Below are 16253 nucleotides of genomic sequence, written 5' to 3'. Positions count from 1 at the left end.
ACGGGGCTATTCCTCGGAGCTCTCCTCTTCGGAGCTCTCCGCCTCGGTGGCAGCGCCGTTCTCCTCCAGGAGGCGGGCGAGCTGACGGCCGACGATGCGCTTGAACTTGCGGGTCTGCGGGCGGGTGCGGTCCAGCACCGCGACCTCCAGGCGCTCGGCGGGGATCTCCCGCTGGGAGCCGTTCGACTCGCGGGACAGGGCCTGCACGGCCAGCTTCAGCGCCTCGGCCAGGCTCATGCCGTCCTGGTGACGCTGGTCCAGGTAGTTGCTGATCAGCTCGGCGTTGCCGCCGACCGCGACCGAGCCGTGCTCGTCGACGATCGAGCCGTCGTGCGGCAGCCGGTAGATCTGGTCGCCCTCGGGGGTGACCCCGACCTCGGCGACGACCAGCTCCACCTCGTACGGCTTCTCGGCGGCGCTGGAGAAGATCGTGCCGAGGGTCTGGGCGTAGACGTTGGCGAGACCGCGGGCGGTCACGTCGTCCCGGTCGTAGGTGTAACCGCGCAGGTCGGCGTAGCGGACGCCGCCGATGCGGAGGTTCTCGTACTCGTTGTACTTGCCGGCGGCCGCGAAGCCGATCCGGTCGTAGATCTCGCTGAACTTGTGCAGCGCGCGGGACGGGTTCTCGCCGACGAAGACGATGCCGTCGGCGTACTGCAGCACGACCAGGCTGCGGCCGCGGGCGATGCCCTTGCGGGCGTACTCGGCCCGGTCGGCCATGGCCTGCTGGGGTGAGACATAGAACGGCGTCGACACCGGTTATCCGTCCCTTTCTGTCATGGTCACTGGATCACCTTGATAAGAACCGGGCCCGCGCTCAGAGCAGGGCGGCCTTGGGACCGTCGGGCTCCTCCAGGCGGCGCTGGAGCACCGCGCGGGAGAGCTCGGAGGACTCGTCGTCGGAGAGCCGGCGGAAGCCGTCCTCGGTGATCACGGTGATGATCGGGTAGATCCGGCGGGCGACATCGGGACCACCGGTCGCCGAGTCGTCGTCTGCCGCGTCGTACAGGGCCTGGACCACCAGGATCGTGGCCTGCTCCTCGGTCAGGTCGTCACGGAACAGCTTCTTCATGGCACCCCGCGCGAAGATCGAGCCGGAGCCCGTCGCGGCGAAGTTGTGCTCCTCGGAGCGGCCGCCCGTGACGTCGTAGGAGAAGATGCGTCCCCTCTCCCGGTCCAGGTCGAACCCCGCGAACAGGGGCACCACAGCCAGGCCCTGCATGGCCATGCCGAGGTTGGAACGGATCATGGTCGACAGCCGGTTCGCCTTGCCCTCCAGCGACAGCTGGGCGCCCTCGACCTTCTCGAAGTGCTCCAGCTCGAGCTGGAAGAGCTTGACCATCTCGACGGCGAGACCGGCGGTGCCGGCGATACCGACGGCCGAGTACTCGTCCGCCGGGAACACCTTCTCGATGTCCCGCTGGGCGATGACGTTGCCCATGGTGGCGCGGCGGTCACCGGACAGCACCACACCGCCGGGGAACGTGACGGCCACGATGGTCGTGCCGTGCGGCGCCTCGATCACCCCCTGGGTGGGCAGCTGCCGCTTGCCGGGCAGCATCTCGGGCTGGTGCTCGGCGAGGAAGTCCATGAACGAAGAAGAGCCCGGCGTCAGGAAGGCAGCTGGTAGACGCCCGGTGCCACGAGTATTGGCTTCCACAAGTTTCCTTCCAAGTAAGCGGTATGTCACGGACCTTACCCGGCTCGTGACGGTGATCCACATGCTCGGCCGGAGCCGACATCCAGAACGAAGACTGCTCGCGGACCGGACTCCTCCGGCCGCGAGCAGCGCTTCGTCGTCCGCTCATCGGCCACTCACGACTCCCCCACCCTCGAACCTTGGATTCGAAGGTAAGGTCGGTCTACTGCCCGCCCTTTTGCACGAAGGAACGCACGAAGTCCTCTGCGTTCTCCTCCAGGACGTCGTCGATCTCGTCCAGGACGGAGTCCACGTCGTCGGACAGCTTCTCGTGCCGCTCCTTGAGGTCGCCCTGATCCTGCGCCTCCTGCGCCTGCTCCTCGACCTCCTCGGTGGAGCGCGTCGCCTTCTGCTGGCCGCCGCCGGTGTCCTTGGTTGCCATAACCCTCACCCCGCTCAGTTCGCCCGACATGGTCGACGGGTCGGCATTCCTGCCGATCGGTGATGATCAGACCCTACAAGCCGGGTCCGACATCGGCCCCGCAGTTTCGACAACATGCGGGGACCACCTCGATGATTCCCGGGCGGCGGGCTTTCCACCCTGCCCCGCCCGGGCCGGTACGCGTACCGGCCGGCCGCGGTCAGCCGCCTGACAGGACCCTGACCAGGTCTTCCGCCGTGCGGCAGCGGTCCAGCAGCTCCTTGACGTGATTTCGCGTTCCGCGAAGCGGTTCGAGGGTTGGAACGCGCTGGAGGGAGTCCCGGCCGGGCAGGTCGAAGATGACCGAGTCCCAGGAGGCCGCGGCCACGTCGTCCGCGTACTGCTCCAGGCAGCGGCCGCGGAAGTACGCGCGCGTGTCCTCCGGCGGCTTGGTACGGGCCCTGTCGACCTCGGACTCGTCCAGCAGCCGCTTCATGCGCCCGCGGGCCGCCAGACGGTTGTAGAGGCCCTTCTCGGCCCGTACGTCGGCGTACTGCAGGTCGACCAGGTGCAGCCGGGCGGCGTCCCAGTCGAGGCCGTCACGGCGGCGGTAGCCCTCCATGAGCTCCCGCTTGGCGACCCAGTCCAGCTCTCCGGCCAGGCTCATCGGGTCGTTCTCCAGCCGGTTGAGCGTGTCCTCCCAGCGGGAGAGCACGTCCTTGGTCTGCTCGTCGGCGTCCGCCCCGAAGCGCTCCTCCACGTACTTGCGGGACAGCTCGAAGTACTCCATCTGCAACTGGACCGCGGTCAGTGTCCGGCCGCTGCGGAGGGTGACCACGCGCTTGAGGGACGGGTCGTGGGAGACCTGGTGGAGCGTGCGCACGGGCTGGTCCACCGCGAGGTCGACCGCGATGAAGCCGTCCTCGATCATGGACAGGACCAGCGCGGTCGTGCCCAGCTTGAGGTAGGTGGAGATCTCGGAGAGGTTGGCGTCGCCGATGATCACGTGCAGGCGGCGGTACTTCTCCGCGTCCGCGTGGGGCTCGTCCCGGGTGTTGATGATCGGGCGCTTGAGGGTGGTCTCCAGACCCACCTCGACCTCGAAGTAGTCCGCACGCTGACTGATCTGGAAGCCGTGCTCGTGCCCGTCCTGACCGATGCCGACGCGGCCCGCTCCCGCGAAGACCTGACGGGAGACGAAGAAGGGCGTGAGGTGGCGCACGATGTCCGAGAAGGGGGTCTCCCGCTTCATCAGGTAGTTCTCGTGCGTGCCGTAGGAGGCGCCCTTGTTGTCGGTGTTGTTCTTGTAGAGGTGGATCGGCTGGGCGCCGGGCAGCTGGGCGGCCCGCTCGGCGGCCTCGGCCATGATCCGCTCGCCGGCCTTGTCCCAGAGGACGGCGTCGCGGGGATTGGTCACCTCGGGGGCGCTGTACTCGGGGTGGGCATGGTCCACGTACAGGCGCGCACCGTTGGTGAGGATCACGTTGGCAAGGCCGATGTCCTCGTCGGTGAGCTGGCTGGCGTCGGCGGCCTCCCGGGCGAGGTCGAACCCTCGCGCGTCCCGCAGCGGATTCTCCTCCTCGAAGTCCCAGCGGGCCCGGCGGGCCCGGTGCATCGCCGCGGCGTAGGCGTTGACGATCTGGGACGAGGTGAGCATGGCATTGGCGTTCGGGTGGCCGGGGACGGAGATCCCGTACTCCGTCTCGATGCCCATTACTCGCCGTACGGTCATGCGGCCCTCCTTGCCCGGCGGCACCCTCGGTCGTGGGCGCCGCTCAAGTACCGCTGGAGCTCCGGTGCGTGTGCGGTGCCCGTCCCCGCACTGCGCGACTCGGCGGTAGGAAAGAGCCTAGAACGCCTTTGCGCTGGTGGGGAGATCATTTGCGTCATTGCCTGCTCCGGTCGTGGCCAGAAAAACAGTCGGCTGCGGGTACCCGCCGAGGGCACCCGCAGCCGCCCTGCCTTTACAGGTACTGACCGGTATTCGCCACCGTGTCGATCGAGCGGCCGGTGTCCGCACCCTGCTTTCCGGTGATGAGCGTACGGATGTACACGATCCGCTCGCCCTTCTTTCCGGAGATCCGGGCCCAGTCGTCCGGGTTGGTGGTGTTGGGCAGGTCCTCGTTCTCCTTGAACTCGTCCACACAGGCCTGGAGCAGGTGGGAGACGCGGAGACCCTTCTGACTCTTCTCCAGGAAGTCCTTGATCGCCATCTTCTTGGCGCGGCCCACGATGTTCTCGATCATGGCGCCGGAATTGAAGTCCTTGAAGTACAGGACTTCCTTGTCGCCATTGGCGTAGGTGACCTCCAGGAAGCGGTTCTCCTCGGTCTCGGCGTACATGTGCTCGACCGCCGTCTGGATCATGCTCTGGACGGTCGTCTCCTTGCTGCCGCCGTGCTCGCCGAGGTCGTCGGCGTGCAGCGGGAGCCGCTCGGTGAGGTACTTGCCGAAGATGTCCTTCGCCGCCTCGGCGTCCGGACGCTCGATCTTGATCTTCACGTCGAGCCGGCCGGGGCGCAGGATGGCGGGGTCGATCATGTCCTCACGGTTGGAGGCACCGATCACGACCACGTTCTGCAGGCCCTCCACGCCGTCGATCTCGGCGAGCAGCTGCGGGACGATGGTGTTCTCCACGTCCGAGCTGACACCGGAGCCACGAGTGCGGAAGAGGGACTCCATCTCGTCGAAGAAGACGATCACGGGGGTGCCCTCGCTGGCCTTCTCACGCGCACGCTGGAAGACCAGGCGGATCTGCCGCTCGGTCTCGCCGACGTACTTGTTGAGCAGCTCGGGGCCCTTGATGTTGAGGAAGAAGCTCTTGCCGGCGGCCTGGCCGGTCACCTCGGCGACCTTCTTGGCCAGCGAGTTCGCCACGGCCTTGGCGATCAGGGTCTTGCCGCAGCCGGGAGGCCCGTAGAGCAGGACGCCCTTCGGCGGCCGCAGCTCGTGCTCCTTGAACAGGTCCGGGTAGAGGTACGGCAGCTCGACCGCGTCGCGGATCGCCTCGATCTGGTTGCCCAGGCCACCGATCTGCTCGTAGCCGATGTCGGGGACCTCTTCGAGGACGAGCTCCTCGACCTCGCTCTTGGGCACGACCTCGTAGACGTAGCCGGAGCGGGGCTCGAGCAGCAGGGCGTCGCCGGGGCGGATGGTGACGTCCAGCAGCGGCTCCGCGAGCCGCACCACCCGCTCCTCGTCGGTGTGCCCCAGCACGAGGGCGCGCTCGCCGTCCTCGAGGATCTCCTTGAGGGTGACGATGTCACCGACGCTCTCGTACTCCATGGCCTCGACCACGTTGAGCGCCTCGTTGAGCATGACCTCCTGGCCGCGCCTGAGGTCTTCGAGTTCGACGCTCGGGCTGACGTTCACCCGCAGTTTGCGACCGCCGGTGAAGATGTCGGCCGTGCCGTCCTCGTTGGCCTGCAGGAAGACACCGAAGCCGGCCGGCGGCTGGGCGAGCCGGTCGACCTCCTCCTTGAGGGCCACGATCTGGTCGCGGGCCTCGCGGAGCGTGTTGGCCAGTCGCTCGTTCTGGGCGGAGACGCCGGCCAGGTTCGTCTGCAGCTCGACGATCCGCTCTTCGAGAATCCTCGTGTGTCGCGGAGAGTCGGCGAGCTTACGTCGCAGGACGGCGATCTCCTGCTCAAGGTAGGCAATCTGCCCGGCCGGGTCGTCGGACCCTCGTCCCGGGCGGATGCCGCGGTTCATGTCGTCGTCGTGGGCTGCCACGGTCCTCACCTCCTCCAAGGGGAGCTGGACGCTTCCAGACCCTACCTGGGTGGGTGACGATTGAAACCCCTAGATCACAGAGACTGTCAAGGTGTGTCGTCGGTCACCCGGTGCGCTCCCTCTCGCACGGAGGGAATACCCACTCAACGTGATTCAGAAGCGGGTTGTTCCTTGTCGGGGACGGTCAAAAGCCTTCAGGACTGGCCGGAGTTGTCCCTTCCGGGCCGGTCGGCCGGTACGCGGGCAGGCCTACGGACGCTCCCGTGATCATCACGCAGAGCGACGATACGAACGATCGGCGTCACCGTCGGGGTGGCCTGAAGCGCTCCCCCGGTCCACCGGGGCTCCCTTCCCCGGTCGGGCGGTCGTACCCGAGGGGCCCCGGGAGGAAACCCCGGCCCCCGCCGAACAGTGGCGCAAAGCGGGCGGAGGTAGGGTCGAGGTGTTCAACAGCCGCTGGAGCGGACCCGGCTGGCCTTCGCGCCTCGGGCACCGCCCGGCGAACCGAAGGCAGGAGAGATGACCGTGCAGCAGGAGGCCCCGGGCGGCGAGGCGCTGGAGGTCTGGATCGACCAGGACCTGTGTACCGGCGACGGGATCTGCGCCCAGTACGCCCCCGAGGTGTTCGAGCTGGACATCGACGGGCTGGCCTATGTGAAGGGCGCGGACGACGAGCTGCTCCTGCACACGGGGGCCACGACCCCGGTGCCGCTGCCGCTGCTCACGGACGTCGTGGACTCGGCGAAGGAGTGCCCCGGCGAGTGCATCCACGTGCGCCGGGTTTCGGACAAGGTCGAGGTGTACGGGCCCGACGCGGAGTGAGTCGGGCCCGGGGCCGGTCGGACCGGCCCCGGGTCAGACGCTGTGGGCCCCGGCCGGGGTGGAGCGGAGGAACGCGGTGCCGTTCCACCGCCACTTGGCCGGGGTTTTCACGTCGGGGCAGCAACTGGGCACGTCGGACGAGGAGTAGCCGAGCAGGGTGGCGCCGACGGCACCCGCGCGCAGGGTGAATTCGGTGACGGTGAGGCGGTCCTTGGGATCGACGAGCGTGGCGACCACGCGGGTCTTGCCGCCGTCCGTGCCCCGGGTGAGGACGTAGACGCCGTCGGGCGGGGTGCCCATGGGGGCGTCGCAGTGCACGACCGCGACGGTTTCCGGTCTGCCGTCGCCGTCCAGGTCGCCGGCGGCCTGTTTCACCACCAACGCCTTCACCGGTCCGCAGTCGAGGGGGAAGTCCACGCCCGTCGTGCTGGGCGGCGCGACGGCGGCGGGGGCGGACTTGACCTCGCTGCCGGGGGCCGGCTGGGCGGCCGTGGCCGAACTGGGCTGCACGACGGAGGACAGGGCGATCACGCCGGCGACCGCGGTGGCCGTGGCGACCCAGTGGATGGGCCCGGCGTGCGTGTGGGCGAGCTCCGGAACGGCGGATTGCTGCACTAGGAGTGTCTCCTGTGAGGGCTGTGCCGGTGGGGGGGGTGGCCTGCATGGTGCCACACGTCACAGTGCGGGGGAACGGCAGGGTCGGTACGGGATTTCCGCCGGCGAAGTGCACACGCGCGCGTGGGGCCGTTCCCGTCCTGGTGCCCTGTCAACGGAAGAGCGCCGTGCCCGAGTTCCCCGGATCGGCCGGAAACTCGGGCACGGCGCCCTTGCGTTGTGCTCGGTGGGAGCGGATCAGCGGCCGGAGCCGCCGTCGGCGTTGGGACCGGCGTAGTCCTCGCCGTAGGCGCCCTTGGCGGGGCGGCGGCGGCGCATGGGCGGCTCGACACCGTCCGCGAGGCGGCGGGCCGTGAGCAGGAAGCCGGTGTGGCCGATCATCCGGTGGTCCGGGCGGACGGCCAGGCCCTCGATGTGCCAGTTGCGGATCATCGTCTCCCAGGCGGTCGGCTCGTTGAAGCAGCCGATCTCCCGGATGGACTCGACGGTCCGGGCGAGCTGGGTGGTGGTGGCCACGTAGCAGCACAGGATGCCGCCGGGCACGAGCGCCTTGGAGACGGCCTCCAGGCACTCCCAGGGGGCGAGCATGTCGAGGATGACGCGGTCGACGTCGGCGTCGGACAGGTTGTCCTGCAGGTCGCCGACGGTGAGCTGCCAGGCGGGGTGCGGGCCGCCGAAGTAGCGCTCCACGTTCTGCTGGGCGATCTCGGCGAAGTCCTCGCGGCGCTCGTAGGAGTGCAGCATGCCCTGGTCGCCGATGGCGCGCAGCAGGAAGCTGCTGAGCGAGCCGGAGCCGACACCGGCCTCCACGACGCGGGCGCCGGGGAAGATGTCGGCGAAGGCGAGGATCTGCCCCGCGTCCTTCGGGTACACGACGGCTGCCCCGCGGGGCATGGACAGGACGTAGTCGGGGAGCAGGGGGCGCAGCGCGAGGTAGGCCACGTTGCCGGTGGTGCGGACAACGCTGCCCTCGGGAGCACCGATCAGTTCGTCGTGCGGGAAGGAGCCCTTGTGGGTGTGGAAGTTCTTCCCGGCTTCGAGCGTGAACGTGTAGTGGCGGCCCTTGGGGTCGGTCAGCTGAACCTGGTCCCCGACCTTGAAGGGCCCGCGCCTGCGGGCGGCACCGGTCGGTTCGGACATGTGACCAGCCTACCGGCACCTGAGGGGGCCGCCGACCACTAGGACGGCCTCGCCATGGCCTTCACGAAGGCGCGTTCGACGTCCGCGGCGGACAGGACGCCGTAGATCTCGCCGGTCTCCTCGACCACCAGGTACTCGGTCGCCGGGGTGGCCCGCAGGACGTCCAGCAGCTCCTCCCCCGACAGCTCGGCGGAGACCCGCATGCCGTCGGTCAGCTCCTGGGCGAGGCCGCTGACGGCGACCCAGGGGCGGCGGTGCTCGGGTACGCCGACGATCGCGGCCTCACGGACGAGCGAGAGGGGGTGGCCCTCCGCGTCGACGACGACCAGGGCGCGGGCACCGGCGGCGTTGGCGCGCCGCAGGGCCTCGGAGAGCGGGGTGTCGGTCTGCACCGGTACGGCCCGCCGGGTCAGGCTGCGGGCCCGCAGCTCGGGGAGGTGCTCGCGCAGCCGGGCCATGCGCAGGCTGTTGCCGGCGCCGGTCCAGATGATCGCGGCGAGGATCGCGGCGAGCAGGGCGTCGGTGACGGTGTCCATGCCGCTGACCTCCTCGCTGCCCCCGCCGATGACGCCGGACTGGTTGAGCAGCGGGAGACCGATGAGGACCGAGATGGCGAGGGCACGGCCGACCCAGGCGGCGGCGACGGTGCCGCTCATGGGCCTGCCGGTGATCTTCCAGACGACGGCGCGGAGCATGCGGCCGCCGTCCAGGGGCAGGCCGGGCAGCAGGTTGAAGGCGGCGACGATGAGGTTGGAGATCATCAGGCCGGCCAGCAGGACGCCGGGAACGGTGTCGGGATCCACCGGTTTCATCGCCAGGTAGAAGATCCCGGCGAGGACGAGGGAGAGCAGCGGCCCGACGAAGGCCAGGACGAACTCCCGGCCCGGGGTCTCGGCCTCCTTCTCGATCTCGGAGACGCCGCCGAAGAACTGGAGCTGGATGCGGCGGACCGGGAGCTTGAAGCGGATCGCGGCGACCGTGTGGGCCAGCTCGTGGACCAGCACGGAGGCGTAGAAGGCGACGGCGAAGAACAGGGACACCAGGTAGCGGGCGGCGCCCAGTTCCGGCAGCACACGGTCCAGCTGGCCGCCGAAGACCCAGGTGATCAGCGCGGCGACCAGGAACCAGCTCGGCGCGACGTACACCGGCACGCCGAAGGGCCGGCCCATGAGCAGGCCGCCACCGGGTTCCTTGGCCGGCGGCCGGGGCGGCTCGCCCTTGGCGATCCCGGAGTGGGCGAGGGTCCGGTGCTCGCCCGCCCCGGTGCGGGTGCCTGCGGCGGGTGCCTCTTCGTCGGCCCCGGTGTCCCCGGCGTCCCCGGTGTCCTCGCCGGTCTTCGGGTGCGGGGGCTCGGCCGGGGTGTCTTCGGCGGTGTCGGGGTCCCGGTCCGCCGGAGGCGGGGGCTTCGGGGCGTCGTGGGGCTCCGGCCCGGGGTGGTCGGTGGTTCCGGTCGTCGGGGCCGTAGGACCTGCGGGGTGCTCGGCCGGCTCGTCGTTGCCGGACCGCGGCTGCCCGCTCCCGCCGCTCACGTCCACGCTGTCCCCTCGTTCGAAGCGTCTTCCGCGCCAACCGGGCGGAAGGGTCTGGGTCGATGGTATGCGGCCGTGGTGACACGTTCCGCCCCGGCACCCCCTGTGTTTGCCCCGTCGTAGCGCGCCCGACGCGGCCCACGGCTGGGTGACTGTCAGTGCCGGGCCGTATGGTCTGGGGTCATGGACAGCAGCATCGAGGACGCGGGGGCACAGCCTGGCGCGGTCGAGGACACAGGGACAGCCGGCGTCAGCGGTGACGCCGCCGGGTCGGCGGGTGAGCGTGCCGCGATGGCGCCCACGTCGTTGTCCCCGTCGCGCGCCAGTGACTTCATGCAGTGTCCGCTGCTGTACCGGTTCCGGGTGATCGACCGGTTGCCGGAGAAGCCGAGCGAGGCGGCGACGCGGGGCACGCTGGTGCATGCCGTGCTGGAGCGGTTGTTCGACGCGCCTGCCGGGGAGCGGACCGCGCCGCAGGCCAAGGCCCTGATCCCGGGCCAGTGGGACCGGCTGCGGGAGAGCAGGCCCGAGGTCGGCGAGCTGTTCGCCGAGGACCCCGAGGGTGAGCGGCTGGCCCGCTGGCTCGGCGAGGCCGAGCAGCTCGTGGAGCGCTGGTTCACGCTGGAGGACCCGTCCCGGCTGGAGCCCGCCGAGCGGGAGCTGTTCGTGGAGGCCGAGCTGGAGTCGGGGCTGCGGCTGCGCGGGATCATCGACCGGGTGGACGTGGCGCCCACGGGCGAGGTGCGGATCGTCGACTACAAGACGGGCAAGGCGCCGCGGCCGGAGTACGCGGAGGGCGCGCTGTTCCAGATGAAGTTCTACGCCCTCGTCGTGTGGCGGCTGAAGCAGGTGGTCCCGCGCCGGCTCCAGCTCGTCTATCTCGGCAGCGGGGACGTCCTCACGTACGACCCCGTCCTCGCCGACCTGGAGCGCGTGGAGCGCAAGCTGCTCGCCCTGTGGGAGGCCATCAGGCAGGCCACGGACACCGGGGAGTGGCGGCCCCGGCCGACCAAGCTGTGCGGCTGGTGCGATCACCAGGCGCACTGCCCGGAGTTCGGCGGCACTCCCCCGCCCTATCCGCTGCCGCTGAGGGCGCCTGAGTCGGAGGCCGGGCAGCAGGGCAGAATGGGCCGGGACTAGCGAAGGAGTGTCACGTGGCCATCCGCGTCCTACTGGTCGACGACCAGCCCCTGCTGCGTACCGGTTTCCGCATGATCCTGGAGGCAGAGCAGGACATCGCGGTCGTGGGCGAGGCCGGTGACGGCCTGCAGGCCCTCGACCAGGTGCGCGCCCTGCAGCCCGATGTCGTGCTCATGGACATCCGGATGCCGCGGATGGACGGGGTGGAGGCGACCCGGCAGATCTCCGGTCCGGGTCGGGACGGCCCGGCGAAGGTGCTCGTGCTGACCACGTTCGATCTCGACGAGTACGTGGTGGAGGCACTGCGGGCCGGGGCGAGCGGCTTCCTGCTCAAGGACGCGCCCGCCAACGAGCTGGTGCAGGCGATCCGGGTCGTGGCCGCCGGCGAGGCCATGCTGGCGCCGAGCATCACCCGCCGTCTGCTGGACAAGTACGCCACGCACCTGCCCTCCGGCGAGGAGCCCGTGCCGGACACCCTGCACACCCTCACCGACCGCGAGGTGGAGGTGCTGAAGCTGGTGGCGCGCGGGCTGTCCAACGCCGAGATCGCCGCCGACCTGTTCGTCAGCGAGACCACGGTCAAGACGCACGTCGGGCACGTCCTGACCAAGCTGGGCCTCAGGGACCGGGTGCAGGCCGCGGTGTACGCGTACGAGAGCGGCCTGGTGCGGCCCGGCGCGCAGTAGCGCGTACGGCGCGGTACGAAACGCCGAGGGCGCCCTCCCCCGTGGGGAAGGGCGCCCTTTCGCTCGGCCGGGACCGGGACCGTCAGCTCTTGCTCAGTTCCCAGAACCGGAACACCGTCGAGGCGTCCAGGCAGTACTCCAGGCCGTAGACGCCGTCGCGGGCGAGCGCGTACTGCTTGGCCTGCCAGACCGGCAGCACGGGCAGCTCGTCGGCGACGATGTCCTGCAGCTTCCCGAAGTCCTTGTCGGTCGCGGAACGGTCGCTCTGCGCGGCCGTGCCGGGGATGAGGGAGCCGGTGATGGTGCTGTTGCTGTAGTTGTTGCCCAGCACGTTGCCCTTGCCGAAGAAGGGCGCCGTGAAGTTGTCGGCGTCCGGGTAGTCCGGCACCCAGCCCTTCACGTACACGCCGTACTTGCCCTGGGCGATGTCCTTCTCGTACTGGTCGAAGCCGACGGACTTGACGTCGGCCTGGAACAGTCCGCTCGCGTTGAGCTGGCCGGCGATGGCCTTCAGCTCCTGGTCGGTGGCGGGGCCGTAACGGGACGGCGTGGACCACAGGGTGAGCTTCACCTTGCCGGTGATGCCGTCGGCGCGCAGCGCGGCGGCGGCCTTCTCCTTGGAGGGGCGGGCGCCGTAGGTGTCGAAGAACGCCGTGTTGTGGCCCGCGATGCCCGCCGGGATGATCGAGTACAGCGGGGTGGCGGTGCCCTGGTAGACGTTCCTGACCAGAGCGTCGCGGTCGAGCAGGTAGGCCATGGCCTTGCGGACGCCGAGCTTGCCGGCGACCGGGTCCTTCATGTTGAAGACCAGGTGCTGGACCTCGGCGCTGCTGCCCTCGACGACGTCGACGCCCTTCTTGCCGTCCTGCTGGTCGAGGTCGGCGATGTCGCTCGCGGACAGACCGCGGTAGGCGATGTCGACGTCACCGCTCTCGAGGGCCTTCTTCAGGCCGGCCTGGTCGCCGTGGAAGAACTTCAGGGTGACGCCGGAGTTCTTGACCTCGGCGGTGCCCTTGTAGTCGGAGTTGACGGAGAAGACCGCCTCGTCCTTGTCGAAGGAGTCCAGCTTGTAGGGCCCGGAGCCGACGGCCTTGTCGTCGGTGCGCAGGCCGTTCGCGTCGTACTGCCGGTGGTCGACGATGGAGCCGGCACCGGAGGCGATCTTGCTGGGGAAGGTGGCGTCGGGGACCTTGAGCCGGAAGACGACGGTCTTCGCGTCCGGCGCCTCGACCTTGCGGAGCATCGGGAACATGATCGCCGGGCCGGCGGAGTCGTTGATCTTCAGCATGCGGTCGAAGGAGAACTTCACGTCCTCGGAGGTGAGGGCGTCACCGTTGCTGAACGTCAGCCCGTCCTTGAGCTCGCACCGGAACACCATCGCCCGGGTGTCGGTGAAGGAGCACTGCTTCGCCGCCTCCGGCTCGGGCTCCGTGCCGCCCTTGGGGAAGCTGAGCAGCGACTGGAAGACGTTGTTGAACAACAGCCAGGAGCCGGGGTCGTAACCGGAAGCCGGGTCCGTGGCGAGGACGTCGTCGGACATCCCCATCACCACGGAGGAGCCGGTACCCCCGGATGCACCGTCTTCCGAGCCGCAGCCGGTCAGCAGGCCGGAGGCCAACCCCGCCACGATGGGAAGAAGGGGCCACTGGTTGCGCATGTTCACTGTGTGCCTTGTCGTCGGTTCGTCGATCCGAGGCCCCCGTTCCGTGCCCCGGACAAGGAGAAACGTCAGCCGCTCACACCGCGGCCGAGCTCCCACAGCTGAAGCGTCGAGGAGGAGTTGAGGGCGTAGGAGACGCCCGTGATGTCGTTCCGTGCGGCGACGTACTGCTTGCCCTGCCACAGGGGCAGCACGGGGACGTCCTCGGCGACGATGTCCTGAATCTCGGTCAGGGTCTTGGTGGCGTTGAGTCGGTCGGCCTCGCGGCGGGACTCCGGGATCAGCGTGCGCTGGACGGTGCCGTTGGAGTACGGCGAGCCCAGGAAGTTGCCCTTGTCGAGGAAGGGCGCGATGAAGTTGTCGGCGTCCGGGAAGTCCGGGAACCAGCCCATGCCGTAGACGTCGTACTGGCCCTTCTTCTCGGCGGGCCGGAAGGACGACCAGAGGTGGCCCTGGATGCTGACGTCGAACAGACCGCTGGCGTTGAGCTGCCGCTGCAGGATCTGGAACTCCTGCTTGGTGGCCGAGCCGTAGTGGTCGGTGGTGTAGTGCAGCGTCAGCTTCACCGGGGTGGTGATACCGGCCTTGGCGAGCAGGTCCTTCGCCTTGCCGACGTTGGGGTCGCCGTACTTGTTGAAGAACGAGTTGGAGTGGCCGGTGAGGGTCGCCGGGACCAGCGAGTACAGCGGCTCGGCCTCGGTGCCGTAGACCTTGGAGACGAGTTCGCCGCGGTTGACGACCTGGGCCATGGCCTGGCGGACGGCCTTGCTCTTCACCGTCGGCGCGTTGGTGTTGAAGGCCAGGTAGCGGATCTCCAGACCCGGCATGTCGACCAGGTCGACGTTCGAGTCGGAGCCGCTGTCCAGCTTGGTGATCTGCGCCGGGGACATGGCGCGGGTCATGACGTCGATGTCGCCCTTGTCGATCGCCTCGCCCATGGCGTCCGCGTCGTGGTAGGTGCGCAGCACGACCTCGCTGTTGTTCACCTGCACGCTGCCCTTGTAGGACGGGTTCTTGGTGAACGTGGCGCTGACGATCGCGTTGTCCTTGACGTCGGCCTTGAAGGTGTACGGGCCGGAGCCGTCGACCTCGAAGCCGTCGCGCAGCTTGCGCCGGTCGTAGTCCTTCGGGTCGATGATGCCCGCGACCGGGGTGGACAGCTTGTACGGGAAGGTGGCGTCGGCCGTCTTGAGGTGGAAGATGACCTCGCGGTCGCCCTGGGTCTCGACCGTGTCGATGGTGTTCAGCAGGGTGGCGACACCGCTGTCGGCGTTGATGCGCAGGGCACGCTCGATGGAGTACTTGACGTCCCCGGCCGTGACCTGGTCGCCGTCGGCGAACGTCAGGCCGTCCCGCAGCTTGCAGGCGTAACGCTCGTTGCCGCTGTCGGTGAAGGCGCAGCTCTCGGCCGCCTCGGGCACCGGGACACCCTCACCCTTGGGCTGGGTCATCAGGGTCTGCACGGTCTGGCGCAGGATGTTCCAGGTGCCGACGTCGTAGGCGTAGGCGGGGTCGAGGGGCGCGGGGATGTCGTTCGTGACGGTGAACCGGTCCGTGGTGCCCACGACGATGGCGTTCCCGCTCTTGCTCCCGCTGCCGGATCCGCCGCACGCGGCGAGAACCGGTGTGAGCAGGCCGGCGACTGCCGGCAGCACCAAAGTCTTGCGGTTCATGCGGGACTTTCTCCAGGACTGTTCGAATCCGTGTACCCGGCATGCAAGGGTGGTTGCGGCGGATCACGGGGGTTGCGGCGATGTTCTCGCGACGAGATTAGACCGCGCCCGCAGGAGGATTCACAGCCGCGCGAGTTGAGACCCCATCACGCAGTGAAACCGGGTGTGGACACACCGAAAACCCGACAGCGGCAGGTTTGGTGCAGCATCCCATCAATCAGGACACATGGGCACGCCCGGCGACCTCGAACCGGGGGGATCAGCACAGCTTGGCAACGTTGTCGAGCCCGTCACACGTGGGGAACGTCACACTTCCAACTGGGTTGGCGGTTACCGGAATTAGGTCGGGCGGCCCGCTTCGAATTCCACCCCGGTGTACTTCCCCGGAAATCTGTCCACCACGTCCAATGGACTTTGCACGCTGGGTGAACGTCTAGCGCATTTCCGTCATCAGGCCGCGCAGAAATGCCAGGTCGACCTCTTCGAGCGAGCTCACGACCGTACGCCCGTCGATCGGCGCGATCGGTGCCACCGAGGGCACGGCGACCACCCGGCAGCCCGCGGCCTCCGCGGACTCGACGCCGGTCGCCGTGTCCTCGATCACCGCGCACCGGGCCGGATCGGCACCGAGCCCGGCGGCGGCGAGCAGATACGGGTCCGGGTACGGCTTGGTGCGCGACACCTCGTCGCCGGCCACGGTCAGGGCGAAGTGCTGGGGGCCGAGGGCGGCCAGCACGCGGTCGATGATGCGCCGGTGGGAGGCGGAGACCAGGGCGGTCGGGATCTCCTGCTCGTACAGCTCGGCGAGCAGCCGGCCGGCGCCCGGCATCAGCGGCAGGGCGTGGCCGATGCGGCCCTCGAACCCGTCGTTGAGCAGCGTGGTGAGCTCGGCGAGGGTGACGTCGGCGCCGGTGGCCTCGATCAGGAACCCCGCGCTGCGGGTCATGGGGCCGCCGACCACGACGTGGCGCCAGGTCTCGTCCAGGGTGTGCCCCAGGGCGGCGAAGACCTCGACCTCCACGTCCCACCAGAAGCCCTCGGTGTCCACCAGGGTGCCGTCCATGTCGAGGAGCACGGCCTGCAGGGCTGAGCCTTCGGCCGTACGGGTTCCGAGCGCGGGGACCGTACTGGTCATCCTGGCGCACCTCCTTGAGGGACGACCAGGCCGGCTCCCGGACAGGGAACCGGCCTGCGGTG

14 protein-coding genes are annotated in these 16253 nt (G+C 69.3%); 3 read left to right on the top strand and 11 right to left on the bottom strand.

The window, feature by feature from the left end; genetic code table 11:
• Positions 1-6: 6 nt before the first annotated feature.
• The 5 genes from prcA to arc all read right to left on the bottom strand — a co-directional run bounded on the left by prcA (position 7) and on the right by arc (position 5791).
• Positions 7-756: a proteasome subunit alpha gene (prcA, locus tag ACIRVH_RS12275; protein WP_403951357.1), complete on the bottom strand. Its 750-nt coding sequence runs from the start codon at positions 754-756 to the stop codon at positions 7-9.
• A gap of 61 nt (positions 757-817) precedes the next feature.
• Positions 818-1660, bottom strand: coding sequence for a proteasome subunit beta (gene prcB, locus ACIRVH_RS12270; RefSeq protein WP_403951354.1), 843 nt, complete (start codon positions 1658-1660; stop codon positions 818-820).
• Positions 1661-1862: 202 nt separating this feature from the next.
• A complete protein-coding gene (locus ACIRVH_RS12265; protein ID WP_403951352.1) occupies positions 1863-2081 on the bottom strand; it encodes a ubiquitin-like protein Pup in 219 nt (72 codons plus the stop codon).
• Positions 2082-2280: 199 nt separating this feature from the next.
• Entirely contained in the window at positions 2281-3792 is a 1512-nt protein-coding gene (gene dop / locus ACIRVH_RS12260) for a depupylase/deamidase Dop (RefSeq protein WP_403951350.1), read from the bottom strand.
• A gap of 232 nt (positions 3793-4024) precedes the next feature.
• The gene (gene arc, locus ACIRVH_RS12255; RefSeq protein WP_403951347.1) at positions 4025-5791 is read right to left on the bottom strand and encodes a proteasome ATPase; all 1767 of its coding nucleotides are present in this window, start codon (positions 5789-5791) and stop codon (positions 4025-4027) included.
• Between the two features lie 519 nt (positions 5792-6310).
• Here arc and ACIRVH_RS12250 point away from each other — a divergent pair.
• Positions 6311-6613 carry a ferredoxin gene (locus ACIRVH_RS12250; protein WP_403951345.1) on the top strand — a complete coding sequence of 101 codons (303 nt, stop codon included), beginning with the start codon at positions 6311-6313 and terminating at the stop codon, positions 6611-6613.
• A gap of 33 nt (positions 6614-6646) precedes the next feature.
• Here the strand turns inward: ACIRVH_RS12250 and ACIRVH_RS12245 are convergent, their stop codons facing one another.
• The 3 genes from ACIRVH_RS12245 to ACIRVH_RS12235 form a co-directional block, all read right to left on the bottom strand.
• On the bottom strand, positions 6647-7228 hold the full coding sequence (locus ACIRVH_RS12245; protein ID WP_403951344.1) for a hypothetical protein: 582 nt from the start codon (positions 7226-7228) through the stop codon (positions 6647-6649).
• Positions 7229-7465: 237 nt separating this feature from the next.
• Positions 7466-8368: a tRNA (adenine-N1)-methyltransferase gene (locus ACIRVH_RS12240; RefSeq protein ID WP_393476160.1), complete on the bottom strand. Its 903-nt coding sequence runs from the start codon at positions 8366-8368 to the stop codon at positions 7466-7468.
• Between the two features lie 38 nt (positions 8369-8406).
• Positions 8407-9903: a site-2 protease family protein gene (locus tag ACIRVH_RS12235; RefSeq protein ID WP_403951341.1), complete on the bottom strand. Its 1497-nt coding sequence runs from the start codon at positions 9901-9903 to the stop codon at positions 8407-8409.
• A 177-nt stretch (positions 9904-10080) separates the two neighbouring features.
• Here ACIRVH_RS12235 and ACIRVH_RS12230 point away from each other — a divergent pair, with 177 nt between their 5' ends.
• Complete coding sequence (locus tag ACIRVH_RS12230; protein WP_403951338.1) at positions 10081-11037, top strand: RecB family exonuclease; 957 nt, start codon at positions 10081-10083, stop codon at positions 11035-11037.
• 14 nt (positions 11038-11051) lie between these two features.
• Positions 11052-11723 carry a response regulator transcription factor gene (locus tag ACIRVH_RS12225; protein ID WP_094216819.1) on the top strand — a complete coding sequence of 224 codons (672 nt, stop codon included), beginning with the start codon at positions 11052-11054 and terminating at the stop codon, positions 11721-11723.
• A gap of 82 nt (positions 11724-11805) precedes the next feature.
• Here the strand turns inward: ACIRVH_RS12225 and ACIRVH_RS12220 are convergent, their stop codons facing one another.
• The 3 genes from ACIRVH_RS12220 to ACIRVH_RS12210 form a co-directional block, all read right to left on the bottom strand.
• Positions 11806-13386 (bottom strand): ABC transporter substrate-binding protein, encoded by a 1581-nt coding sequence (locus ACIRVH_RS12220; RefSeq protein WP_403951335.1) that lies wholly within the window; start codon positions 13384-13386, stop codon positions 11806-11808.
• Between the two features lie 65 nt (positions 13387-13451).
• Positions 13452-15056: an ABC transporter substrate-binding protein gene (locus ACIRVH_RS12215; RefSeq protein ID WP_403951333.1), complete on the bottom strand. Its 1605-nt coding sequence runs from the start codon at positions 15054-15056 to the stop codon at positions 13452-13454.
• Positions 15057-15489: 433 nt separating this feature from the next.
• Positions 15490-16191: an HAD family hydrolase gene (locus ACIRVH_RS12210; RefSeq protein ID WP_403951330.1), complete on the bottom strand. Its 702-nt coding sequence runs from the start codon at positions 16189-16191 to the stop codon at positions 15490-15492.
• Between the last annotated feature and the right edge of the window lie 62 nt (positions 16192-16253).

The sequence above is a fragment of the Streptomyces sp. NPDC101165 genome (assembly GCF_044768135.1).
Lineage (GTDB): Bacteria > Actinomycetota > Actinomycetes > Streptomycetales > Streptomycetaceae > Streptomyces.
Note: the sequence above shows the minus strand (reverse complement) of the source record. Positions and strands in the feature narration are given on the sequence as shown.

Bases quoted from the DNA above. Each gene is read 5' to 3' on its own strand.
- ACIRVH_RS12265 (WP_403951352.1), bottom strand. From the start codon at position 2,081: ATGGCAACCAAGGACACCGGCGGCGGCCAGCAGAAGGCGACGCGCTCC.
- dop (WP_403951350.1), bottom strand. From the start codon at position 3,792: ATGACCGTACGGCGAGTAATGGGCATCGAGACGGAGTACGGGATCTCC.
- ACIRVH_RS12250 (WP_403951345.1), top strand. From the start codon at position 6,311: ATGACCGTGCAGCAGGAGGCCCCGGGCGGCGAGGCGCTGGAGGTCTGG.
- ACIRVH_RS12240 (WP_393476160.1), bottom strand. From the start codon at position 8,368: ATGTCCGAACCGACCGGTGCCGCCCGCAGGCGCGGGCCCTTCAAGGTC.
- ACIRVH_RS12230 (WP_403951338.1), top strand. From the start codon at position 10,081: ATGGACAGCAGCATCGAGGACGCGGGGGCACAGCCTGGCGCGGTCGAG.
- ACIRVH_RS12215 (WP_403951333.1), bottom strand. From the start codon at position 15,056: ATGAACCGCAAGACTTTGGTGCTGCCGGCAGTCGCCGGCCTGCTCACA.
- ACIRVH_RS12210 (WP_403951330.1), bottom strand. From the start codon at position 16,191: ATGACCAGTACGGTCCCCGCGCTCGGAACCCGTACGGCCGAAGGCTCA.